The sequence below is a fragment of the Mesorhizobium sp. LSHC412B00 genome (assembly GCF_000503035.1).
Taxonomy (GTDB): Bacteria; Pseudomonadota; Alphaproteobacteria; order Rhizobiales; family Rhizobiaceae; genus Mesorhizobium.
The window spans coordinates 354,063-375,937 of sequence record NZ_AYWB01000005.1 but is presented as its reverse complement, the minus strand read 5'-3'; the positions used below and the strand labels follow the sequence as shown (position 1 = coordinate 375,937).

At 62.8% G+C, this 21,875-nt stretch carries 18 protein-coding genes and 1 pseudogene; 5 read left to right on the top strand and 14 right to left on the bottom strand.

Annotated elements, in window-relative coordinates; genetic code table 11:
• Both X757_RS151895 and X757_RS151900 read right to left on the bottom strand, forming a co-directional pair.
• A pseudogene (locus X757_RS151895) lies at positions 1 to 931 on the bottom strand (hypothetical protein); the annotation flags it as partial.
• Between the two features lie 75 nt (positions 932 to 1,006).
• A complete protein-coding gene (locus X757_RS151900) occupies positions 1,007 to 2,305 on the bottom strand; it encodes an adenylosuccinate synthase (RefSeq protein WP_023684197.1) in 1,299 nt (432 codons plus the stop codon).
• Positions 2,306 to 2,514: 209 nt separating this feature from the next.
• Between X757_RS151900 and X757_RS151905 the strand changes: the two genes are divergently transcribed.
• Positions 2,515 to 3,420 carry a DMT family transporter gene (locus tag X757_RS151905; RefSeq protein ID WP_023726194.1) on the top strand — a complete coding sequence of 302 codons (906 nt, stop codon included), beginning with the start codon at positions 2,515 to 2,517 and terminating at the stop codon, positions 3,418 to 3,420.
• A gap of 105 nt (positions 3,421 to 3,525) precedes the next feature.
• The gene (locus X757_RS151910) at positions 3,526 to 3,990 is read left to right on the top strand and encodes a DUF2231 domain-containing protein (protein ID WP_023726193.1); all 465 of its coding nucleotides are present in this window, start codon (positions 3,526 to 3,528) and stop codon (positions 3,988 to 3,990) included.
• Positions 3,991 to 4,054: 64 nt separating this feature from the next.
• On the opposite strand, the gene serA is transcribed toward X757_RS151910, so the two are convergent.
• From serA to glmM, 5 genes are all read right to left on the bottom strand, one after another.
• Positions 4,055 to 5,656, bottom strand: a complete 1,602-nt coding sequence (gene serA / locus X757_RS151915; RefSeq protein WP_023726192.1) for a phosphoglycerate dehydrogenase — start codon at positions 5,654 to 5,656, stop codon at positions 4,055 to 4,057.
• A gap of 58 nt (positions 5,657 to 5,714) precedes the next feature.
• Positions 5,715 to 6,890 carry a phosphoserine transaminase gene (locus X757_RS151920; RefSeq protein WP_023726191.1) on the bottom strand — a complete coding sequence of 392 codons (1,176 nt, stop codon included), beginning with the start codon at positions 6,888 to 6,890 and terminating at the stop codon, positions 5,715 to 5,717.
• Positions 6,891 to 7,091: 201 nt separating this feature from the next.
• Positions 7,092 to 7,985 (bottom strand): outer membrane protein, encoded by an 894-nt coding sequence (locus tag X757_RS151925; RefSeq protein WP_245271492.1) that lies wholly within the window; start codon positions 7,983 to 7,985, stop codon positions 7,092 to 7,094.
• 196 nt (positions 7,986 to 8,181) lie between these two features.
• A complete protein-coding gene (locus X757_RS151930; RefSeq protein ID WP_023726190.1) occupies positions 8,182 to 9,027 on the bottom strand; it encodes an outer membrane protein in 846 nt (281 codons plus the stop codon).
• 251 nt (positions 9,028 to 9,278) lie between these two features.
• Positions 9,279 to 10,631 carry a phosphoglucosamine mutase gene (gene glmM / locus X757_RS151935; RefSeq protein WP_023704880.1) on the bottom strand — a complete coding sequence of 451 codons (1,353 nt, stop codon included), beginning with the start codon at positions 10,629 to 10,631 and terminating at the stop codon, positions 9,279 to 9,281.
• Between the two features lie 343 nt (positions 10,632 to 10,974).
• On the opposite strand from glmM, the gene X757_RS151940 reads away from it, so the two are divergent.
• Positions 10,975 to 11,976: a hypothetical protein gene (locus X757_RS151940; RefSeq protein WP_023726189.1), complete on the top strand. Its 1,002-nt coding sequence runs from the start codon at positions 10,975 to 10,977 to the stop codon at positions 11,974 to 11,976.
• Positions 11,977 to 12,215: 239 nt separating this feature from the next.
• On the top strand, positions 12,216 to 12,668 hold the full coding sequence (locus X757_RS151945; protein WP_023726188.1) for a hypothetical protein: 453 nt from the start codon (positions 12,216 to 12,218) through the stop codon (positions 12,666 to 12,668).
• 73 nt (positions 12,669 to 12,741) lie between these two features.
• Here X757_RS151945 and X757_RS151950 read toward each other — a convergent pair whose 3' ends face one another.
• The gene (locus X757_RS151950; protein ID WP_023726187.1) at positions 12,742 to 13,617 is read right to left on the bottom strand and encodes an NAD(P)-dependent oxidoreductase; all 876 of its coding nucleotides are present in this window, start codon (positions 13,615 to 13,617) and stop codon (positions 12,742 to 12,744) included.
• Between the two features lie 28 nt (positions 13,618 to 13,645).
• The gene (locus X757_RS151955; RefSeq protein WP_023726186.1) at positions 13,646 to 14,410 is read right to left on the bottom strand and encodes an SDR family oxidoreductase; all 765 of its coding nucleotides are present in this window, start codon (positions 14,408 to 14,410) and stop codon (positions 13,646 to 13,648) included.
• 185 nt (positions 14,411 to 14,595) lie between these two features.
• On the opposite strand from X757_RS151955, the gene X757_RS151960 reads away from it, so the two are divergent.
• Positions 14,596 to 14,964: a helix-turn-helix domain-containing protein gene (locus tag X757_RS151960; protein ID WP_023726185.1), complete on the top strand. Its 369-nt coding sequence runs from the start codon at positions 14,596 to 14,598 to the stop codon at positions 14,962 to 14,964.
• Between the two features lie 66 nt (positions 14,965 to 15,030).
• Here the strand turns inward: X757_RS151960 and ftsH are convergent, their stop codons facing one another.
• From ftsH to tolB, 5 genes are all read right to left on the bottom strand, one after another.
• Complete coding sequence (gene ftsH / locus X757_RS151965; RefSeq protein WP_023673598.1) at positions 15,031 to 16,956, bottom strand: ATP-dependent zinc metalloprotease FtsH; 1,926 nt, start codon at positions 16,954 to 16,956, stop codon at positions 15,031 to 15,033.
• A gap of 103 nt (positions 16,957 to 17,059) precedes the next feature.
• A complete protein-coding gene (gene tilS, locus X757_RS151970) occupies positions 17,060 to 18,466 on the bottom strand; it encodes a tRNA lysidine(34) synthetase TilS (protein WP_023726184.1) in 1,407 nt (468 codons plus the stop codon).
• A gap of 51 nt (positions 18,467 to 18,517) precedes the next feature.
• Positions 18,518 to 19,600 carry a tol-pal system protein YbgF gene (gene ybgF, locus X757_RS151975; protein WP_023726183.1) on the bottom strand — a complete coding sequence of 361 codons (1,083 nt, stop codon included), beginning with the start codon at positions 19,598 to 19,600 and terminating at the stop codon, positions 18,518 to 18,520.
• A gap of 211 nt (positions 19,601 to 19,811) precedes the next feature.
• The gene (gene pal, locus X757_RS151980) at positions 19,812 to 20,318 is read right to left on the bottom strand and encodes a peptidoglycan-associated lipoprotein Pal (RefSeq protein WP_023684182.1); all 507 of its coding nucleotides are present in this window, start codon (positions 20,316 to 20,318) and stop codon (positions 19,812 to 19,814) included.
• A 249-nt stretch (positions 20,319 to 20,567) separates the two neighbouring features.
• A complete protein-coding gene (tolB, locus tag X757_RS151985; protein ID WP_023673841.1) occupies positions 20,568 to 21,872 on the bottom strand; it encodes a Tol-Pal system beta propeller repeat protein TolB in 1,305 nt (434 codons plus the stop codon).
• Positions 21,873 to 21,875 lie beyond the last annotated feature (3 nt).

Below are 21,875 nucleotides of genomic sequence, written 5' to 3'. Positions count from 1 at the left end.
CCGTGGCTGCGGCGTCGCCGGCCGGCGGGGTCGCAGGCGCTGGAGCCGCAGGTGGCGCTGGAGCCGGGGGTGGCGGTGTGGTCAGCGCGGCGACGGACTCGCCCTCGCCGATGCCGCTTTGACCGGCCGCGGGACCGGGATCGGTCTCACCGCCTTCGGGCGACAGGCGCTGGGTGAACTTCGTTCCCTCGCCGGCAGGAGCCGGTGCGGGTGCATCGGCCGCGGGCTTGGCCGGCGCCGGCTTTACCAGCGGTTCGGTCGAGACCGTCTTGGTGTCGCCGCCGAGGCCCAGCATCGAGCCAAAGGCATCCTTGTTCAGCCAGATGCCATAGCCACCGCCGGCCACCACCAAAAGCGCGACGACAGCCGCGATCAACCCGCCATAGCTGCGCCTGCGCTCGGCGGGGCGCAGGCGTTGGAACGTGTCCGCCGCCGGCTGCTCGTCATTGGCAAAGACATCGGCGCTATCGTCGTCGGCGTCCAGCTCCGCGGCTTGCTTGTCGATGGTTTCTGCACGCGCCACAGGCGGAGGCGGTGTCGGAGCGGGCCTCTGCCAGCTCGGCTCTGTCCTGGTGGTCGGCGCCGGCTGCACGGGTTTCGCCGGCTGCCAGGCCGGCGCAGGCGTGGCGGAAGGCTTTACATGACTGGACTGGTTCTTGTTGCGGTCTATGGAGGAGAAGATGTGCTCCAGCTCCGCCAGCGGATCGGATGCCGGCAGTGCCCTGGCATAGTCGCGCTCGACGCTCGAGATGGCATCTTCCAGGGATCGCTTCTGCGTGCTTATGGCTTCGGCGGCCAGCGGCGGCGAATACTCCGCAAGCTTCTTCGCCAGCATGGTACGAACGCTTTCATAGATCCGCGTACGCTTTTCGGGCGTTTCGTCGCCGTGCTTGTCGAGCGCCTTTTTCAGAATAGCAACGAAATCTGCCATGCTTCAGTCGACCTGTATTTGTTTCCGCGCCGGCCCCCGCAAATCGGCCGCGATGCCCGGAAAGGCTTCAGAAAACTAGTCTTGAAACGGATCGGTCACAAGTATCGTGTCGTCCCGTTCCGGGCTGGTGGAAAGGAGCGCGACGGGTGCGCCGATTAGCTCCTCGATGTAACGGACGTATTTGACGGCCTGCGCCGGAAGGTCGTTCCAGCTGCGCGCGCCGGCGGTGGTGCCTTTCCAGCCTTCGAGCGTCTCGTAGACCGGCTCGACACGCGCCTGCGCGCCCTGGCTGGCCGGCAGATAGTCGATCGTTTCGCCGTCGAGACGGTAGCCGGTGCAGACCTTGATCTCATCCAGCCCGTCGAGCACGTCGAGCTTGGTCAACGCGATGCCCTTGATGCCGTTGACGGCGACGGCCTGGCGCACCAGCACGGCGTCGAACCAGCCGCAACGGCGTTTGCGCCCGGTGACGACGCCGAATTCGTGGCCACGCGTACCGAGAAATTCGCCGATCTCGTTCTTCTGCTCGGTCGGGAACGGGCCTTCGCCGACACGCGTCGTATAGGCCTTGGTGATGCCCAGGACATAGCCGATGGCGCCGGGGCCCACCCCCGAGCCGGCGGCTGCCTGGCCGGCAACGGTGTTGGACGAGGTGACGAACGGATATGTGCCGTGGTCGATGTCGAGCAGCGTGCCTTGCGCGCCCTCGAACAGGATGCGTTCGCCGGCGCGGCGCTTGTCGTCGAGGATTTTCCAGACGCGGTCCATATAGGGCAGGATCTCATCGGCGACCGAGGTCAGCTCGGTCATGATCGCCTCATGCGTGACTTCGCCATGGCCAAGCCCGCGACGCAGCGCATTGTGATGCGTCAGCAGCCTGTCGACCTTGAGGGGCAGCGTTTCCAAATCCGCCAGATCCATCACCCGAACCGCGCGCCGGCCCACCTTGTCTTCATAGGCTGGGCCGATGCCACGACGCGTCGTGCCAATTTTCGTCCCGGAATTGGAGGCGGCGTCCTCGCGGAATCCGTCCAGCTCCCGGTGCAGCGACAGGATAAGCGCCGTGTTTTCGGCTATTTTCAGGCGGTCCGGCGTGACCTCGACGCCTTGCGCCTTGAGTTTTGCCACTTCCGCGACGAAGGCGTGCGGGTCGAAGACGACGCCATTGCCGATGATCGACAGCTTGCCTTGCCGCACCACGCCCGACGGCAGCAGCGACAGTTTGTAGACCTTGCCGTCGACGACCAGCGTATGGCCGGCATTGTGGCCGCCCTGGAAGCGCACGACCACGTCGGCGCGCTCCGACAACCAGTCGACGATCTTGCCCTTGCCTTCGTCGCCCCATTGCGAGCCGACGACCACCACATTGGCCATGTTTCTTTTCCCTTGAGATGCCGCCCTGGCGGCCTGGATATGGTTCGAAACGACAGGCCTCTATAGCGTCAAGACCTCGCAAGCGCGACCTTTCTTTGCCGCCGAAAATGCCCTGAGGCACAACAATTTTCGGCTTTGACATCATTTACTTGCGTCGGCGGGGGCAATAGGCCGGCAAACACAACTTCCCAGGCGGCCGGAATCCCGCAATGCATCGACGCGCCTACCTGTTCCTGCTGCTGACCACCCTGCTGTGGGGCGGCAATTCCGTCGCCGGCAAGCTGGCGGTCGATCACGTCTCGCCGATGACGCTGGTCTTCCTGCGCTGGGTGCTGGCCGTCGCGATCCTGCTGCCGATCGGCTGGCGCACGATCAGGGAGGACTGGCAGGTGGTGCGCAAACACTGGTTCGTGCTGGCTGCACTTGGCGCCAGCGGCTTCACTCTGTTCAACACCATTTTTTACACCGCGCTCAACTACACGACCGCGATCAATGTCTCGATCGAACAGGCGGCAATGCCGGTCTTGATCATCATTGCCAATTTCTTCTTCTTCCGCCTGCGCGTGAGCTGGGCGCAGATTGCGGGCGTGGTGCTGACCATCTTCGGTGTCATCTTGACTGCCTGCCACGGCGATCCGCGCCGGCTGCTCCCATTGGAACTCAATTTCGGCGACGCCATCATGCTGGTCGCGGTCGTCCTCTACAGCGGTTATTCGGTCGGGCTGCGGCTGAAGCCGGTGATGCGCTGGCAGAGCCTGATGTTGTCCCTGGCGATCGCTGCCCTCATCACCTCGCTGCCGTTCTTCCTGTGGGAGGTCGCCGCCGGCAAGGTTATCGTCCCCGATATCAGCGGCTGGGTGGTCATCGTCTATACCGCGATCGGCGCTTCGGTCATTTCGCAGATCACTTACATCAGGGGCAACGAACTGATCGGCGCCAACCGTGCCGGGCTGTTCATCAATCTGGTGCCGATCTTCGGCACGCTGCTGTCAGTGCTGATCGTCGGCGAGACATTCCAGCTCTACCAGGCGCTGGCGCTCGTCCTGGTGCTGGGCGGCATTTCGCTCGCCGAATACAGCGGGCGCAAGATGGCGGCACCGAACCGCCGCGGATAACATTTGGCTGCTGCCGCGCTGCGCCGCCGTCGCGATAACTGCTGCCGCGCGCCGACCTGGAACATTTTACCTCTGGCGGAGTTTGCTTGCGTGGGAGGCAACAAGATGAGCCATAACCCTCGCAGCACGGCAAGCATTGCCGGTCACCCCATTCACCCAATGCTGATTCCGTTTCCGATCGCCTTCTTTGTCGGCACCTTCGTTTGCGATCTGATTTTCTGGCAAACAGCCGATCCCGGGTGGGTCACCGGATCGCTTTGGCTTCTCGGCGCCGGCCTGATCATGGGCGCCTTGGCCGCTCTTACCGGCCTGACGGATGTTCTCGGCGATGTTCAGATCCGCAATCTCACGACGGCATGGCTCCATGCCGGCGGCAACGTGCTCGTCGTGCTGATCGAGCTTTATAACTGGTACTCGCGTTATGCCGGTGGAGCGGCGGCTGTGATCCCGACCGGCTTTATCTTATCGCTGATCGTGGTTCTGATCCTGCTGTTTACAGGGTGGAAGGGCTGGGAACTGGTCTATCGGCATCGCGTGGGCGTCTCCGACGGCTCAGACGAATTGACCTGAACCGGCCTCTGCGACGGCCGCCCCAATGATGGGGGGAGGACCGCCGCATCCGCCACGCCGTCAACTACATTGCGTTGACGTCGAACTGCAGCCGCTTGGCCGAGTCGATGGACTTGTGCGCCTTGACCTGTTCCAGCACTTTCTCCGGGAACGGCGCGTCGAGATAGAGCAGCGCGATCGCGTCGCCGCCCGGCCGGTTGCGGCCGAGCTGGAAGTTGGCGATGTTGACGCCGTTCTCGCCGCACACCGTGCCGAGCAGGCCGATAATGCCGGGCGCATCGGCATTGGTTGTGTAGAGCATGTGCTGGCCGACCTCGGCGTCGAGATTGATGCCCTTGATCTGGATGAAGCGCGGCTTGCCGTCGGAGAAGCAGGTGCCGGCGATCGAGCGCGTCATGTGCTCGGTCTTCACCGTCAGCTTGATGTAGCCGTCGAACACGCCCGACTTGTCGCGCTTGACCTCGGCGACGATGATGCCGCGCTCCTTCACCATGATCGGCGCCGACACCATATTGACGTCGGCGACCTGCGGCCGGATCAGCCCGGCGAGCGTCGCACTGATCAGGGCGCGCGTGTTCATCGTCGCGGTCGAGCCGTCGAACAGGATCTCGACCTCGTTGATCGGGTCCTCGGTGACCTGGCCGACAAAGGCGCCGAGCACTTCGGCGAGCTTGACGAACGGCTTTAGCCGCGGTGCTTCCTCGGCCGTGATCGAGGGCATGTTGATGGCATTCGAAACCGCACCCTTGATCAGATAGTCGGCCATCTGCTCGGCTACTTGCAGCGCAACATTTTCCTGTGCTTCCGCTGTCGAGGCGCCGAGATGCGGCGTTGCCACCACATTCTCCATGCCGAACAGCGCGTTGTTCTCCGCCGGTTCGACCTCGAACACATCGACGCCGGCGCCCGCCACCTTGCCGCTCTTCAGCGCCGCGACCAGGTCGGCTTCGACGATGAGCCCGCCACGCGCGCAATTGATGATGCGCACGCCGTTCTTCATTTTGGCGATCGCCGCCGCGTCGATGATGTTGCGCGTCTTGTCGGTCAGCGGCGTGTGCAGCGTGATGAAATCGGCGCGGGCGAAAAGCTCGTCCAGCTCGACCTTGTCGACGCCGAGTTCCTCGGCGCGCTTGTCCGACAGGAACGGGTCGAAGGCAACGACATGCATCTTCAGGCCGACGCCGCGCGTGGCGACGATCGAGCCGATATTGCCGCAGCCGATGACACCCAGCGTCTTGCCGGTGATCTCGACGCCCATGAAACGGTTCTTTTCCCATTTGCCGGCATGGGTCGAGGCATTGGCCTCCGGGATCTGCCGGGCGAGTGCAAAGATCATGGCCACCGCATGTTCGGCCGTGGTGATCGAATTGCCGAAGGGCGTGTTCATCACGATGATGCCCTTGCGGCTCGCCGCGGGGATGTCGACATTGTCGACACCGATGCCGGCGCGGCCGACGACCTTGAGTCTTGTCGCTGCGTTGATCAGTTTTTCCGTGACCTTGGTCGCCGAGCGGATGGCAAGACCATCATACTGGTCGATGACTTCGAGCAGCTTTTCCTTGTCCTTGCCGAGATCGGGCAAATAGTCGACCTCGATACCGCGGTCCTTGAATATCTGGACGGCGGTGGTGGAGAGTTTGTCAGAGACGAGAACGCGGGGCGCCATGGCGGCCTCCTTGAACTGGATTGTCGGGAAAGGGCGGCCCGCAGGCCACCACGAAATCTCAGGCTGCGGCCTTCAGCGAAGCCTTCTGCGTGGCGAAGGCCCAGTCGAGCCAAGGCAGCAGCGCCTCGAGATCGGATGTCTCGACGGTGGCACCGCACCAGATGCGCAGGCCGGAAGGTGCATCGCGATAGGATCCGATGTCGTACGCGACGCCTTCCTTGTCGAGCATAGAGACGATCGCCTTGGCGAAAGCCGCCTGCCCGTCGGCGTCGAGCGCCGCGACATCGGCGTCGGTGAAGGACAGACATACGGACGTGTTGGACCGTGTCGCCGCATCGACTGCGAGATGGCCGAGCCAGGACGACTTGTCGACAAACCCATCGAGCACGGCGGCATTGGCATCGGCTCTGGCAATCAACGCATCGAGACCGCCGATCGACTTCGCCCAATGAAGCGCATCGAGATAGTCCTCGACGCACAGCATCGACGGCGTGTTGATGGTCTCGCCGTTGAAGATGCCTTCGATCAGCTTGCCGCCCGAGGTCAGGCGGAAGATTTTCGGCAGCGGCCACGCCGGCTTGTAGGTTTCCAGTCGCTCGACGGCGCGAGGCGACAGGATCAGCATGCCGTGTGCGCCCTCGCCGCCCAGCACTTTCTGCCAGGAGAAGGTGACGACATCGAGCTTCTGGAAATCGAGCTTTTGCGCGAATGCCGCTGAGGTGGCATCGCAGATGGTCAGGCCCTTGCGATCCGCCGGTATGAAATCGCCATTCGGCACGCGCACGCCTGAGGTCGTGCCGTTCCAGGTGAAGACCACATCGCGGTCGAAATCGATCTTGGTGAGATCCGGCAGTTCGCCATAGCCTGCCTCGATCCTTCTGATATCGGCGAGCTTCAGCTGCTTGACGACATCGGTCACCCAGCCCGAGCCAAAGCTTTCCCATGCCACCATGTCGACACCGCGTTCACCGAGCAGCGACCACAGCGCCATCTCGACAGCACCCGTGTCCGACGCCGGCACGATGCCGATACGGTAATCCGCCGGAACCTGGAGAATTTCGCGAGTCAGCTCGATCGCCTGTTCGAGCTTGGTCTTGCCGATCTTGGCGCGGTGGGAACGGCCGAGCGCGGCATTCTTCAGCGCCTCGACCGACCAGCCGGGGCGTTTTGCGCAGGGACCTGAGGAGAAATTGGGATTTGCCGGACGGAGTCCGGGCTTCGTATGCGTCGTCATCGTGGTCTATCCTTCCAGATAGTGGCCCCTCGTTGGGGAGGGGTGGCCCACGGACGGCGATATGCGTTCAGCCCTCAGGCGTCAAGAGGAAAGTTTTTGTCGCTGACAAGATAGAAGCAGTCCGGGATCAGGATGTCGTGAGCCCAAACGCAAACGGCGGATCGAAGAGATCCGCCGTCGGGTTTCGTATCTGCAGCCAGCCTACCAGAGGTCGTAGCGCAGCCCGAGCTTGACCGTCTGATAATTGATGCCCTTGTGGATGTTGAAGGCGCCGCTGTCATAAGCGACGTATTTGGCGCCCGGCACCGAGAAATATTCGTAGCCAAGGTCAACCGACACGTTCTTGGCCACCTGATAGGAAAGACCGCCCCCGATCGAATAGGCAAGGTTGAATTTGCCCTCCTTATCCGTTGCACCCTCGTAACCGGCCGGATCATCACAAGAGAACCCGCCCGTGCCGGACGAATTGGGGGCCACTTCCACGCAATCCTTAGCCCCAATGCTCCTGTAATATTTATTGTATGCGACACCGACCCCTCCGCCAAGATATGGAGTTATTCCAACATAGGTGCCGAGATCGACATAGCCATTGGCCATGATGCTGTAGCCTTTGTTGGAAGCATTGTCGGAAAGATCGCATGCCTGCGTAGCCGCGACGGAATTGATGGTGCCAAAACCGTCGTCCACAAGCGTATGGCCGTCGCAAGTGGCTGCCAACTTGGCGTGTTCCCCGAATTTGTCGGTCGGAAGAATCCCGCCGTTCAGCTCGACCCGAAGATAGTCGTTGACATGATACCCCATACCGAAACTGCCTGTGAAAAGGCTGCTCTCATCGGTAAAGCTGTTAAGCGGGCCGGTTGTCGCTTCCTCATGCTCGAAGGGATGGCTGAACGCGTAGCCGACATCGCCGCGCAGATACCAGCCCGAGCCGACCTCGACCGGTTGATAGTCCGGCGCCTGATCGACATAGATCGGCGGATCGTAGTCCGCGGCTTGCGCCGGCGTCAGCAGCGCAAGCGCGAGTGCGGCAAGTGCCGGCGCTGTCAGCAATTTGAAATTCATGGGTCCCCGGCTCCTGAAATTGGCGCTCTTCATTTTGATCGCAAGCGCCGTTTCAGTAGGCATTGTTAACCATAGTGGTTAAGTGCGGGTTAAGGATAACGCGACGTTACCGATTTGATTTCGATAGGCTTTCTCTCCGCACGCCGCGGCCTGGAAGTGCACCGCAATCGGCAAACAAAAACCGCCCGGCATGGCCGGGCGGTTCGCAAATTCCTGGATTTCGAAGCGACTACTTGGTGTAGACCGGCTCCGGTTGGGGAACGTAGGGCTCCGGCGGCGGGGCGCAGTCCGACCGGCCGAACTGGTAGCGCAGGCCGCCGCGCACTTCGTGCACGTTGATGCCGCGATCGAAGCCCGGGCCGACATCGCTGTCGGAGGCGTAGTTGAACATCTTGCCACCATTGATGTGGCTGTAGCGATAGCCGAGATCGAGCTTGACCCGGTCGGTCAGGCAGTAGGAGGCGCCGGCCATGAGGGCATAGGCAAAGCGCCAGCCCTTGCCGCCGCTGTGCTCGAAGGAGCCATCGAGATCGGTATTGTGCAGCGTATCCCACTTGACCCAGGCACCACCGATGCCGGCGCCGACATAGGGCGTCACGCCGTGCCAGGTGCCGATATCGACATAGGCATTGGCCAGGAGCAGCATCGCCGAATAGGACGATGTGTCGACGGAGGTACAAGCTATGCCGCCGCCGCAGAAACCATTGGTCGAGCCGCGGAAATTGGACTTGCCCATCCAGTCGAAGGTCAGATCGGTGCGGAAGTACCGGTTGACCTGGTAACCGACACCGGCGCCGGCCGAAAAGGAACTCTTCAACTTGCCGGAGGCGAACGAACCGGGGAGTTGGGGCGGTGCCGGGCTGTAGGTGGTGTAGTCACCACCGCGGAACTTCGACCAGTGATAGTCGATATCGCCGCGGATGTACCAGCCGCCGAAATCGGCCGGCTGTTCATAGGCGATCGGCGCCGGCGCCTCTTCGACCACTGGCGGCTCCGCCAGATCGGCGGCGAATACTGGCCCGGCCACGCCTGCGAACAGCGCGGCAAGGAAAGCCATTTTTGCTGCATTGAACATGTTTGTCACCCCTGAGAACCCGTCGGAACTTTGAATCCGCTCGAATGTGTTTGACCTCAGTTGTGGATAATGAATTGCAAAAGTTAAAAGGCGTTTAACCCTGTCGATTAACCACGAATTCTCGACATTTTAGCAAACGGCCTCCGCCGCCATGACGCTGGGACCAACCCTGGCCGAAACAAAAAGCCCGCCTGCAGGCGGGCTTGAAGTCTTGAGCCGGCAGTTCGCCCCTCCCGTCGGAGGCAGCGCAATCAGGCGGCGCTGCGCGTTTCCGAGATGATGTCGACGATGTCGTTGACCACGGCCTCGACCAGCTGTGGGTCGTCGCCCTCGGCCATGACGCGGATCAGCGGCTCGGTGCCCGAGGGCCGGATAACCAGGCGGCCGGCCTTGCCTAGACGGTTGCGCGCATCTTCGATCGCCGCCTTGACCAAGGCTTCTTCAAGCGGCTTGCCGCCGGCGATGCGGACATTCTTCAACAGTTGCGGCACCGGCTCGAATTTCTTCGACAATTCGCTGACCGGCCGGTTCTGCCGCTTGATGCAGGCCAGCACCTGCAGCGCCGAGACCAGCCCGTCGCCAGTGGTCGAGAAATCGGACAGCACAATGTGGCCCGACTGCTCGCCGCCGACATTCAACCCGTGCGCGCGCATATGCTCAACGACATAGCGGTCGCCGACCTTGGTGCGATGCAGCTGCAGCTTCATGTCGCCAAGGAAGCGTTCGAGGCCGAGATTGGACATCACCGTCGAGACGACGCCGCCGCCGGCCAGTCGCCCGCTCTGGTGCCAGGACTCGGCGATCAGCGCCATGATCTGGTCACCGTCGACGATGGTGCCGTTCTCGTCGACGATGACGACACGGTCGGCATCGCCGTCGAGTGCGATGCCGATATCGGCGCGCACTTCATGCACCTTCTTCTGCAGGCCGGCCGGATGGGTCGAGCCGCATTCCTTGTTGATGTTGAAACCGTTCGGATCGACATTGATGGCAATGACCTCGGCGCCCAGTTCCCAAAGTGCGGCGGGCGCCACCTTGTAGGCTGCGCCATTGGCGCAATCGACGACGATCCTGAGACCCGACAGCGACATCGAGCGCGGCAGCGTGCGCTTGGCGAATTCGATGTAGCGGTCATGCACGCCGTCGACGCGCTTGGCGCGGCCGAGCCCGTCGGAATCGGCGAGCGCCAGTTCGATATCCTTGTCGAGCATGCTCTCGATGCGCTCCTCGATCTCGTCGGAGAGCTTGTAGCCATCGGGACCGAACAGCTTGATGCCGTTGTCGTAATAAGGGTTGTGCGAGGCCGAGATCATGACGCCGATATCGGCGCGCAGCGAGCGCACCAGCATGGCGACCGCCGGTGTCGGGATCGGGCCGAGCAGGAACACATCCATGCCGGCCGCGCACAGGCCGGACACCATGGCGTTTTCGATCATGTAGCCGGACAGCCTGGTGTCCTTGCCGAGCACGACGCGGTGGCGATGGCTGCCGCGCTGGAACGACAGGCCGGCGGCCATGCCGACCCGCATCGCGATCTCAGCCGTCATCGGAAACTTGTTGGCGCGCCCGCGAATGCCGTCGGTGCCAAAATAACGTCCTGCCATGCTTGCCAGAATCCCCGTCGGTTTTCAGCCGGCTCGTAATGCCACAATTGGTCCGAGCCCGACTATCACATTGTGTGATTGTATATTACCAATTCTTAGAAAATCATTGTAGCAGGCTGTTCGGAGCGTTGGCAGCGTATCATGACACGGTGTTGCCGCAATATAGCATTCACACTGGGCCACACTGCGCAGATTGGGCCGGTAAGCCGGACTGTTGGAGCGGCAGATCGCAAGGGTCCATCACCTTATCGGGAGAACGCCGTTTAGCATCTGGCGCAGCCTAGCGTTGAGAGCTATTGATTGACACAGGTACAACCTATGGGCGCAGCAACGGGAGAACGCCATGCTCATCCACCGACTTGCAACTTTGACGGGTCTTGCCGTCGCAACCTTGTTCATGGCGGCGCCCGCCAGCGCGCTGACCATGGCCCAGTGTAGTACCAAGTATAATGCCGCCAAGGACGCCGGCACGCTGAACGGGCAGACCTGGAATCAGTATCGGAAGGCCGAGTGCGGCACCGACGCGGCGGCCACCACCGAGACCGCAAAGCCGGCGGCCAAGAAGGCCGCTGCGGCCAAGACGGACACGACCAAGGCCGCCGCTGCTGATGACGGCGCCAAGGGTCTGACGGCCAAGGAATGCAGCGCTAAATACCAGGCTGCCAAGGCCGCCGGTACGCTCAATGGCGCAAAGTGGAACGACTTCCGCAAGACCGAATGCGCCGCCGGCGCATCCGCCGCGGCAGAACCCGCCAAGGCCACGACCAAGGCCGCAGCCACAACCGACGATGGCGCCAAGGGCCTGACGGCCAAGGAATGCAGCACCAAGTACCAGGCGGCAAAGGCCGCCGGTACGCTCAATGGCGCAAAGTGGAACGACTTCCGCAAGACCGAATGCGCCGCCGGGGCCTCGGCCGCGGCAGCACCCGCCAAGGCAACCACCAAGGCAGCTGCCGACAGCAGCGGCAAGGGCCTGAGCATGGCCGATTGCAGCGCCAAGTACCAGGCTGCCAAGTCTGCCAATACTCTGGGCGGGAAGAAGTGGAACGACTTCCGCAAGGCCGAATGCGGCGCAGGCGCAGATGACGACGACACCGTGCCCGCTCCGAGCGAGGCGACCTATACCAGCGAGCCCGAGAAGCCCTCGGTCACCGCTCCCAAGGGCGTGAAGTTCCCGGCCGCGATCTCGAAGAAATACGCCGGCGAGACGCCGGCCAAGGGCCGCATGCACACCTGCCTCGAACTCTACTACGCCAATAAGGATGCCAACACGCTGAATGGCCTGCGCTGGATCCAGAAGGGCGGCGGCTTCTACAGCCTCTGCAATGCCAAGCTGAAGAGCTGATCGCGTAGCCATATTCTCCAGAAAAAGGCCCGCGCATCGCAGCATGCGCGGGCCTTTTTGTTGCGCTCGAACACACCCGGAGTTGCTCGCGTCTACATACCGCGGAAGCTGTCGGCATCATCTATCGCCCACACTGCCCACCGCCAGACATATCGGTGGTTCGCAAGATTCCAATTGAACATATGTAGAACAAATGGTATACAAAAGGACATCGAACTTTTGTCAACCAGGAGGGTCTTATGTCCAGATTGAAATTGGCGGCATTCGCTGTGACGGTATGGATTGCTTGGAGCGTCGCCCCTGCAAGCGCACTGACGATGAAGGAATGCGGCGAGGCCTATCGCACAGCCAAGGAAGGCGGCACTCTGAACGGCATGGATTGGACCGCTTTCCGCACCGAGAAATGCGCGACGTCAGCTGCGGAGAGTGCCAGTACGGATGCGGTCAAAACCCAGCCGCAGCCGGAGAAGGAAGCCAGCGCGGGGATCGCCCCCGCTGTAGCGCCGACGGGCGTGACATTCCCGACCACCCTCGCCGCCGAATTCAAGACCGAGAAGCCCTCGAAGGCGCGGATGAAGACCTGCCTGCAGGGCTACCACGGCAACAAGGACGCGGGTACGTTGAACGGCCTTCGCTGGATCCAGAAGGGCGGCGGCTATTACAGCCTCTGCAACGCCAAGCTGAAGAGCTGATCGACCAGCAGCGTTTGAAGATCGAAGGCCCCCAACCGCAAGGTTGGCGGGCCTTCTCTCGGGTCTTGCCCCGTCAAGCGCCTTGTTTCGAGAGCTGGAGCAGTGCGACCAGGCTTGTAAGATCGGCATTGGCCTGGCCGGCAGCCACCCCGCGCTTCATCAGGCTTTGCATCGGCAGGACGAGTTCGGTGCTGACATCAGCCGACCTGCTGGCATCGATGAGATTGACGTAGGCATCAGCCTGCATGCCCAGATTGGAAACGACATTGCTGGTGTGATCGCCACTGTCGATCTGTTCGGCCCACTTCGGCAGCAGGCCTTGCATCGACTGAAGCCAGGAGGCCAGCAGCGGCATGAACTCGCCGGCCGGGATTCCTGCTGCGCCCGTCAATGCCAACGCCTGCAGAACGCCCGCGAACATGCCGTACATGCCGGTCAGAAGCGAGATATCATAGAGCGGCGCGAGGCCAGCATCCTCACCGAGGAATTTGCTGGTGCCGAGCGCTCCGAGCTGCCCCGAACAGGCATCGAACGCCTGGCGCGAACCGCTGTAGAGAATCAGTGCGTGCGGCCCGCCGATCATCGGCGGCACCGCCATGATGCCGCCGTCGATATAGCTGGCGCCTTGGCTCACCGCCCAGCCCGACATCGCCCGCGCCTGCTCGGGCGTGCCGTTGGTGAGATTGACCAATGTGCGGCCCGACAGCGCCTCTCGGCTTGGGCCGAGCACCTCACGAACGGTGTCATAGACAAGCAGGCACGCCACGATCAGTGGACTCGATCTGACGGCTTCCTCGACACTCTTGGCCACAATGGCGCCCTTGGCTGCCAAAGCCTCAGCCCTTGCCGGAGAACGGTTCCACACCGTCACCGCATGTCCCTGGTTCAGAAAGGCTTCGGCAAGCGCCGTGCCCATGGCGCCGAGACCGATCACTGTTATGTCGCTCATTCTGCTTCTCCTTGGTTTGGTTGCGCGGTTACGCCGGTGTCGGGCTCAGGTCCTGGCCAAGGCCACCGTCCACGGTCAGCCGCGCGCCCGTGGTGAAGGTCGCGTCGAACGCCAGGAACAGCACTGCGCGCGCCACCTCCTCCATCGTGCCGTGGCGCCTCATCGGCGTGACCGCGTCGCCGATCGCCATGAAGGCGGCCCGCTCCTCGGCCGACGCGTCGGCCACACCCATCGTCGGCGTATCGATGAAACCAGGGCTGACCACATTCACGCGGATCCGGCGCGGCAGAAGCTCGGCGGCCAGGACCTTGGCGAAGGCGCGCAGTGCCGCCTTCGATCCGGAATAGACGCTCATGCCGCCAGTGCCGGATTCGTCGGCGATCGACGAGGTGAAGACTATGGCGCCACCATCCCTGATGAGGGGCAGCAGGCGCTGCGCGGTGAAGAAAGCGCCTTTGGTGTTGATGTCGAAGGTGCGATCGTAACTGTCCTCGGTGACCCGCTCGACGGGTTCGAGATTGGCCACCCCGGCATTGACGTGAAGGAAGTCGATCTGGCCAAGCTTCTGCCCCACTTCGGCACCGAGCGTGACGATATCGGCCATGTCTGAGATATCGGACCGCACGACATGAGCTCGCGAAAACAGCTTGACTCGCGCGGCCTCGATGTTGCGCTGGTCGCGGCCGGTGACCAGGACCTCGGCGCCGCTTTCGATCAGGGCTTCGGCAACGGCGAGCCCCATGCCGTGCGTCCCGCCGATGACAACGGCCTTCTTGTTTGCGTATCGTGTCATGATCCATCCCTTTTTGACAAAATCCGGCCGCCGACGGCCTTTGCAGGTCGAAGCGAGGTACCGATATGATGTTGTGGTGTTCGCCGATGCCGGCGAGCTGGTTTGAAGCTATGGACCGGCTTGGTTTTTCTCAAGTACCGACAAAAATGTAAGCTACCCACCGATTGCTCAGAATTGGATGAAACATGGGAAAGAAACAGCCAGATAGTTGCGGATTGGGGCCGGCGCTGGAGGTCATCAGCGGCAAATGGAAGGCGCTACTGCTCTGGCAGATTCACAAGGCGCCGGCACGATTCGGTGAGCTGAAGCGGCTGGTGCCTGACATCAGCGAAAAGATGCTGATCCAACAGCTGCGCGAAATGGAGGCCGACGGCATCGTCCATCGCGAAATCTTTCCCGAGGTGCCGCCGAGGGTCGAATACTCGATTACCGAATTCGGCATCGAGCTGGACAATGCCCTGATCCCGCTGGCCAGATGGGGCAAGCAACATGCTGGCCGGACTGACGGTGTGCGCCCCGGCAAAGCAAATGCATCCGTCCCGCATGCTATTTGAGAGACCCTGAATAGCAAAACGCCGCGGATTGAGCCGCGGCGTTTTCTTGCATCAAGTGATGTCAGCTCAACTCGACGGCTGAGGCTCCATGCCGCCTTCGGGCTCGGGACCCTTCTTGCGGCGGCCGGACTTCGGCACAGCCGAGCCGCGGCTTGTGGGGGTGTCATCCCCCAAATCTCGCGCGGGCTTCTGCCCGGCGATCAGCTGCTTGATCTCTTCGCCCGAAAGCGTCTCGTATTCGAGCAGGCCCTGCGCCAGAGCGATCCATTCCTTCTTCTTCTTGGTCAGAATGGACTTGGCCGTGACATAGGCCTCGTCGATCAGCCGGCGCACTTCGGCGTCGATGATCTGCGCGGTCTCTTCCGAGACGTTCTGCGTGCGCGCCACCGAATGGCCGAGGAAAACCTCTTCCTGGTTGTCGCCATAGGCGACATGGCCGAGCTTGTCGGAGAAGCCCCAGCGCGTGACCATGGCGCGCGCCAGCTTTGTCGCCTGCTCGATGTCCGAAGAGGCGCCGGAGGTGATGTTCTCCTTGCCGAACTTGAACTCCTCTGCGACGCGGCCGCCCATCATGATGGCAAGCCGCGAGATCATGTATTTGTAGCTCATCGAATAGCGATCGCCTTCCGGCAGCTGCATGACCATGCCGAGCGCGCGACCGCGCGGGATGATGGTCGCCTTGTGCAGCGGATCGGCCGACGGCACGTTGAGCGCCAGGATGGCGTGGCCGGCCTCGTGATAGGCCGTGAGTTCCTTTTCGGCCTGGGTCATGGCCGACGAGCGGCGCTCGGCGCCCATCATGATCTTGTCTTTGGCGTCCTCGAACTCGGCCATGGTGACAAGTCGCTTGTTGCGGCGCGCCGCCATCAGAGCGGATTCATTGACCAGGTTCATCAGGTCGGCGCCCGAGAAGCCCGGCGTGCCGCGTGCGATCACCTTGAGGTCGACATTCGGCGCCAGCGGCACGTTGCGCACATGCACCTTGAGGATCTTCTCGCGGCCGACGATGTCGGGGTTCGGCACCACCACCTGGCGGTCGAAACGGCCCGGACGCAGCAGCGCCGGGTCGAGCACGTCGGGCCGGTTGGTGGCGGCGATCAGGATGATGCTCTCGTTGGACTCGAAGCCGTCCATCTCGACCAGCAGCTGGTTCAGCGTCTGTTCGCGCTCATCATTGCCACCGCCGAGGCCGGCGCCGCGATGGCGGCCGACAGCGTCGATTTCGTCGATGAAGATGATGCAGGGAGCATTCTTCTTGGCCTGGTCGAACATGTCGCGGACACGGCTTGCGCCGACGCCGACGAACATCTCGACGAAGTCGGAACCCGAAATGGTAAAGAACGGCACATTGGCCTCGCCGGCGACGGAGCGGGCGAGCAGCGTCTTGCCGGTGCCGGGAGGTCCGACCAGAAGCACGCCGCGCGGGATCTTGCCGCCGAGGCGCTGGAACTTCTGCGGATCGCGCAGGAACTCGACGATCTCTTCCAGATCTTCCTTGGCCTCGTCGACGCCGGCGACATCCTGGAAGGTGACGCGGCCATGCGCCTCAGTGAGAAGCTTGGCCTTCGACTTGCCGAAACCCATGGCGCGGCCGGAGCCGGACTGCATCTGGCGCATGAAGAATATCCACACGCCAAGGATCAGGATCATCGGCAGGTAGGAGATCAGATAGCTGAACAGCGAGTTGGAACCGTCCGACTCAGGCCGCGCATTGATGGTGACGTTCTTGTCCTGCAGCCGCGAGACCAGCTGCGGATCGCCAGGCGAATAGGTCTGGAAGCCATTGGCGTTGTCGGCGTAGGTGCCCGTGATGCGGGCGCCGGCGATGACCACCGTCTTGACCCGGCCGGCCGCGACCTCTTGCAGGAACTGCGAATAGGGAACGTCGGTCGAGGCCCCGCGAGTCTGCGGCGTCTGGAACAGATTGAAGAGAGCAATGAGCAGGACCGCTATGATCGCCCAGAGCGCGAGATTGCGATAATTCGGATTCATCAATTGTCCCGTTGGTGCCCGCTGGGACACGCGTCATGAGAGGAAACTTGCGCCTAACATAGGGAGAGCGCCCCCCCTTGCCAAGCATAACAGCACGTCTGGGTTAAGCTTTCGCGCCATGATCAACCGGCACTGTGGCGGCCAAAGGGCAAGCCGGAACAGGCGGTGCGCCGATCAACTCGGCGACGGGCTGCGCCAACACCAGATCGAAGCAAGGCAGGAAACGGGCAAAGGGGGCAGCGGCGGGGCTGACCGCGATTGCCGCCGCCGCCGCTACATCCCCTGCAAAACCACGGCATTCGCCGCCGCGCCACAGCGCCGGTTCCGCAGCCAGGGCGGCGCGCACAAGGCTTGGCGGCGCGCCATCCCCGGCAATCGGCGTTTTGGCGGCGGCAGCGGCGCCAAGCGGCGCGATCAACCATGCACCCGGACTGTCGTCCAATGTGATCGCCCCGGCTTCGATGTGTGGCGTGATCCGCCGGCGACCGTCCCAAAGCAGAGTGCCAGCTACCGGCGCGGAACGCGGCAGGTCGCGCGATTCACGGCGCAGGAAGATGCCGTTTCGCCTGATATCGACGACCGCCCGCGACAATGTGGCGCAAAGCCGACCGGCCCGCATTTGCTCGAACAGCGCTTCGCTGCGCGCCTGGTCCGGCAACAAGGCGGTGCCGCCCGTCGCCGCCAGCAGAACACGCAGCGCATAGACCGCGGCTTGCGTGTCATCCGCTTCCGCCAAACCGAGATCGAGACGGATGAGACCCCTCGCCGGCCGGCTGGCAAATTCACCAATCAGGGCGGCAGCACGGCGACCGAGTTCCTCGCGATCGCCGGCAGCCCGCCCAGCCAGGCCGATTGCCTCGGCAAAACGCTGCCCGCTCCGGTCTTCGCCGAGCACGGCCCGGATGCGCGGGCGTTCGAAATTCGTGTCGATGTTGGTCGGATCCTCCGCCCAGCCGACATGTTCGCGCTGCAGGAAAGCGCGCAACGCCGCGCGCCGTACGCCGAGCAGCGGCCGCGCGATCCAGATCCGCCAGTCATAGAGGGTGGCCGGCGCCATGCCGGCGAGACCTCGGCCTGCAAGCTCTCGCCCGTCATTCCGCGCGGCTCGCATCAGGACGGTCTCGGCCTGGTCGTCGGCGGTGTGGCCGGTCACGATCACACCAATGCCTTGCGCCTGCGCTGCCTCGGCCAGCAACCGGTAGCGCGCCTCGCGCGCCGCCGCGGGCAGGCCGGTCGACGGCTTGGCGCCGGACCAGTTGAGCGTCCGGTGCGCAATGCCGCGCTCCGCACAGAGCTTTGCCATGCTGCGCGCTTCGACTGCTGCTTCCGGACGCAGGCCGTGGTCGATCGTCACCGCCAGCAGCCGGGCTGTCGGGGCGCTGCGGTCGAGGTGAGCCTTGAGGAGAAGAAGGAGGGCGGTCGAGTCGCTGCCGCCGGACACGGCCGCAAGCGCGCCGTTGGTAAAGTCGATCTGCGAAAAATTCGAAAGGTCAGGCTCGGTATCGAGCATCAATGCATGTCGCGCAAAAGTGGTCCCGGTTCTGGGACAACACGGCAAAGACTAGCACGCCGCCAGCGCCCTCTCCTGCTTGACGCGTTCCTTGAGCGCGGCCGAAATATCGGGATAGCGCTTGCCGATCTCGCCGAAGGTGGCGCAGGCGACATCCTTCTGCTTGAGGCCGACCAGCGACACGCCAAGCTTCAGGAGCATGTCAGGCGCCTTCTTGGCCTTCGGATAGTCCTTGCTGGCGGAGAGGAAAACCTCGGCAGCGTCATGATACTTCTGCTGGCCAAGCAGCGATTCGCCAAGCCAGTAATGCGCGTCCGCCGCCTTGGCGTCCTTCGGGAACCGGGCGATGTGGTCGCGAAAACCCTGCTCGGCGGTGCTGTAGTCGCCCGACAGGATGAACTGGTAGGAGTTGCGGTAGATCTCTTCCGGGTTGTTGGTGGCAGGCAGCGCCGCCACCACCGTGCCGTCCGACTTGCCGGTCTTAGCCCCGGCAGCCGGCGCCTCGGCGGCGGGAGCCGCACCTTCCGCCGGCGCCGCTGCCTGCGTGTTGCCGCCGGCGTCGATTACATTGCCGTTCTTGTCGACGGTAATGGTGCCGAAGGTCTTGGGCGGCGTGCCGTTGATCACCTTGCCGGGATCGCCGGTCTGCGATTCGACGATGACCTCGCCGACGCTCTGGCCGCCATCCGACTGCGCGCCGGCACCGGCCGGCGCCTGGTCTGCCGGGGCCTCGGCGACGCCGGTGCCCGCGCCACCGTCCTGCGGCGCGGCCTCCGATTTCTTCTGGGCCGGCGGCTGCCCGCTGGAGCCGCCTTCCAACTGCTGGAAGCGGAACTCGTTGTCTTCCTGCTGCTTGCGCATCTGCTCCTGCATCTGCAGGATCTGGAAGTTGAGTTCCTCGAGCTTGCCGTTCATCTGCCGGAGCTGATCTTCCAGCCCCGCGGCGGCGGTGCCGTCCTGCTGCTGCGCGATCTGTTGCTGCTCCGGCTTCTCCTTCTTGCCGAAAATGCCGAGCGTCGGCAGATGGAAGGAAAAGCCGCTATCCGCGGGTTGTCCGGTGCCGCTCGCAGAAGCCGCGAAGCCTGATACGAGCAGCAGCGCAAGCGTGCCGCTCAAGACCGATCTGAAATGCATGTGCCTCTCGCCGTGAATATCGTGAGCCTGTTCGCGCCTTCCGATCACAGTGGGACCGGCACGACGCCCTCGGCTCTTAGCAGGAGGCGAGACTTCGGCCAAATTTTGTTTCCGGGTTTGTTTCCGGGGCCGAAACTGAAAAAGGCGGCCACAAGGCCGCCTTTCGCATGGAGGTGTTGCAATTATGCGACTAAGGCCGCCGTCTTACTCATCAGGAGCCGGCGCCGGAGAGCGTGGTGACGGCGCGGCGATTCTGCGACCAGCAGGAGATGTCGTCGCAGACCGCGACCGGACGTTCCTTGCCGTAGGAAATCGTCTTCAATCGGCTCGCCGAGACGCCCCTGGCGACCAGGAAGTCGCGAGTGGCGGCGGCGCGGCGGGCGCCGAGAGCCAGATTGTATTCACGTGTGCCGCGTTCGTCAGCATGGCCTTCGACGACGATGGCGTACTGCTTGTACTGGTTGAGCCACTGTGCCTGCCGCGACAGCGTCGTCTGCGCATCGGCGCGGATCGCGGTCGAGTCCGTGTCAAAGAAGATGCGGTCGCCAATGTTGACGGTGAAGTCCTGCGCCGAGCCCGGCGTTGCGGCACCCGCGCCATTGAGACCGAGATCGGCAGCGTTGTTCGGGGTTTTCTTCGAGGCGCAACCGGTGATGGCGAGCATCGCGATCAGGGCGATCATCGCCGGGTTTCTGGTAAGTGCTGCGATACGGCCCATGCCGCCTCTCCTTCGTATTCGAGTGATCGTATTTCGAGTGATTTCGTTGATCACCCAGTAACCACGTTTGGGTTAACCGGCATTCAAGAAATACGGTTAATGTTTGGTTTCGATCGTCCGTCCACGACCTTCAAATCCACAGTCACAGTTGGCGCGGACCCTAGGCGGAAATGCGGCCGAAACGCGACTAATGAATGGAAAAGGGGCCAAACGGGCCCCTTTTTAGCAGGTGTGGCAATTCGGCCGAAACTACTCCAGCAGCGGCGACCAGGCGGGATCCGACGCGAAATTCGCGGTCGGGATCGACTGTTCGTTGCGGCCGGTGAGATCGACGGAAACCAGTTTTGGGCCGCCGGCGGAGTCGCGGAAGAACATCAGCACGCGGCCGTTGGGCGCCCAGGTCGGTCCCTCCTGCTGGAAGCCCGAGGAGAGGATGCGCTCGCCCGAACCGTCGGTCTTCATGACGCCGATCTGGAATTCGCCGCCGGTCTGCTTGGTGAAGGCGACGAGGTCGCCGCGCGGCGACCACACCGGCGTCGAATAGACGCCGTCGCCGAACGAAATGCGGGTCTGGCCCGAGCCGTCGGCGCCCATCACATAAATCTGCGCACGGCCGCCACGATCGGAAGTGAATACCACCTTGCTGCCGTCGGGCGAATAAGAGGGCGAGGTGTCGATGGCGGTCGAGTTGGTCAGCCGGGTGGTCGAGCGGCTTCGCAGGTCCATGGCGAAGATGTTGGAATTGCCGTCATCGCGCAGCAGGCTCATGATCACCTTCTGGCCGTCGGGCGAGAAGCGCGGCGCAAAGGTCATGCCGGGAAAGTTGCCGACCAGTTCGCGCTGTCCGGTCTCGATCTGCAGCAGATAGACCCGCGGCTGGCCGCTTTCATAGGACATGTAAGTGATTTCCTGCCGATTCGGCGAGAAACGCGGCGTCAGCACGATCGAGCGGCCATCGGAGAGATAGCGCACATTGGCGCCGTCCTGGTCCATGATGGCGAGCCGCTTCTTACGCGCATTCTTGGCGCCGGATTCGTCGATGAAGACGACGCGTGTGTCGAAATAGCCCTTCTCGCCGGTGAGCTTCTCATAGATCGCATCGGCGATGATGTGGGCGACACGGCGTTGATTTGCGTCGTTGGCGAAAAACTGCTCCCCGGCTATCTGCTGGTTGCCAAAAATATCCCATAGTCGGTACTGGGCGCGGATTCGGCCGTCCGCCTCCTTGCTCACGCTGCCGGTGACCAGCGCCTGCGCATTGATCACCTTCCAGTCGTCGAAACGGGGCTGCGCATCCGGATTGGCGATCTTCTCGATGAAGGCGTTCTTGTCTATCGGTGCGAAGAGACCGGAGCGCTTCAGGTCGGCGGTGACGATCTCGGAAATCTGCGCGCCGAGCCCTCCCTGGAAATCTGGGATGGCGATCGGCATCGGTTCGACATTGCCTTTGTTGACGTTGAGCTCGAGGGTTGCTCGAGCAGGCAAGGTGACGACGGCGTTCATGCCCATCGCCATCGCGGCGACCATCAGGAGCGGCTTGAGGATGGATTTCATGTC

Bases quoted from the DNA above. Each gene is read 5' to 3' on its own strand.
- X757_RS151900 (WP_023684197.1), bottom strand. From the start codon at position 2,305: ATGGCCAATGTGGTGGTCGTCGGCTCGCAATGGGGCGACGAAGGCAAG.
- X757_RS151905 (WP_023726194.1), top strand. From the start codon at position 2,515: ATGCATCGACGCGCCTACCTGTTCCTGCTGCTGACCACCCTGCTGTGG.
- X757_RS151910 (WP_023726193.1), top strand. From the start codon at position 3,526: ATGAGCCATAACCCTCGCAGCACGGCAAGCATTGCCGGTCACCCCATT.
- serA (WP_023726192.1), bottom strand. From the start codon at position 5,656: ATGGCGCCCCGCGTTCTCGTCTCTGACAAACTCTCCACCACCGCCGTC.
- X757_RS151920 (WP_023726191.1), bottom strand. From the start codon at position 6,890: ATGACGACGCATACGAAGCCCGGACTCCGTCCGGCAAATCCCAATTTC.
- X757_RS151925 (WP_245271492.1), bottom strand. From the start codon at position 7,985: ATGAAGAGCGCCAATTTCAGGAGCCGGGGACCCATGAATTTCAAATTG.
- X757_RS151930 (WP_023726190.1), bottom strand. From the start codon at position 9,027: ATGTTCAATGCAGCAAAAATGGCTTTCCTTGCCGCGCTGTTCGCAGGC.
- glmM (WP_023704880.1), bottom strand. From the start codon at position 10,631: ATGGCAGGACGTTATTTTGGCACCGACGGCATTCGCGGGCGCGCCAAC.
- X757_RS151940 (WP_023726189.1), top strand. From the start codon at position 10,975: ATGCTCATCCACCGACTTGCAACTTTGACGGGTCTTGCCGTCGCAACC.
- X757_RS151945 (WP_023726188.1), top strand. From the start codon at position 12,216: ATGTCCAGATTGAAATTGGCGGCATTCGCTGTGACGGTATGGATTGCT.
- X757_RS151950 (WP_023726187.1), bottom strand. From the start codon at position 13,617: ATGAGCGACATAACAGTGATCGGTCTCGGCGCCATGGGCACGGCGCTT.
- X757_RS151955 (WP_023726186.1), bottom strand. From the start codon at position 14,410: ATGACACGATACGCAAACAAGAAGGCCGTTGTCATCGGCGGGACGCAC.
- X757_RS151960 (WP_023726185.1), top strand. From the start codon at position 14,596: ATGGGAAAGAAACAGCCAGATAGTTGCGGATTGGGGCCGGCGCTGGAG.
- ftsH (WP_023673598.1), bottom strand. From the start codon at position 16,956: ATGAATCCGAATTATCGCAATCTCGCGCTCTGGGCGATCATAGCGGTC.
- tilS (WP_023726184.1), bottom strand. From the start codon at position 18,466: ATGCTCGATACCGAGCCTGACCTTTCGAATTTTTCGCAGATCGACTTT.
- ybgF (WP_023726183.1), bottom strand. From the start codon at position 19,600: ATGCATTTCAGATCGGTCTTGAGCGGCACGCTTGCGCTGCTGCTCGTA.
- pal (WP_023684182.1), bottom strand. From the start codon at position 20,318: ATGGGCCGTATCGCAGCACTTACCAGAAACCCGGCGATGATCGCCCTG.
- tolB (WP_023673841.1), bottom strand. From the start codon at position 21,872: ATGAAATCCATCCTCAAGCCGCTCCTGATGGTCGCCGCGATGGCGATG.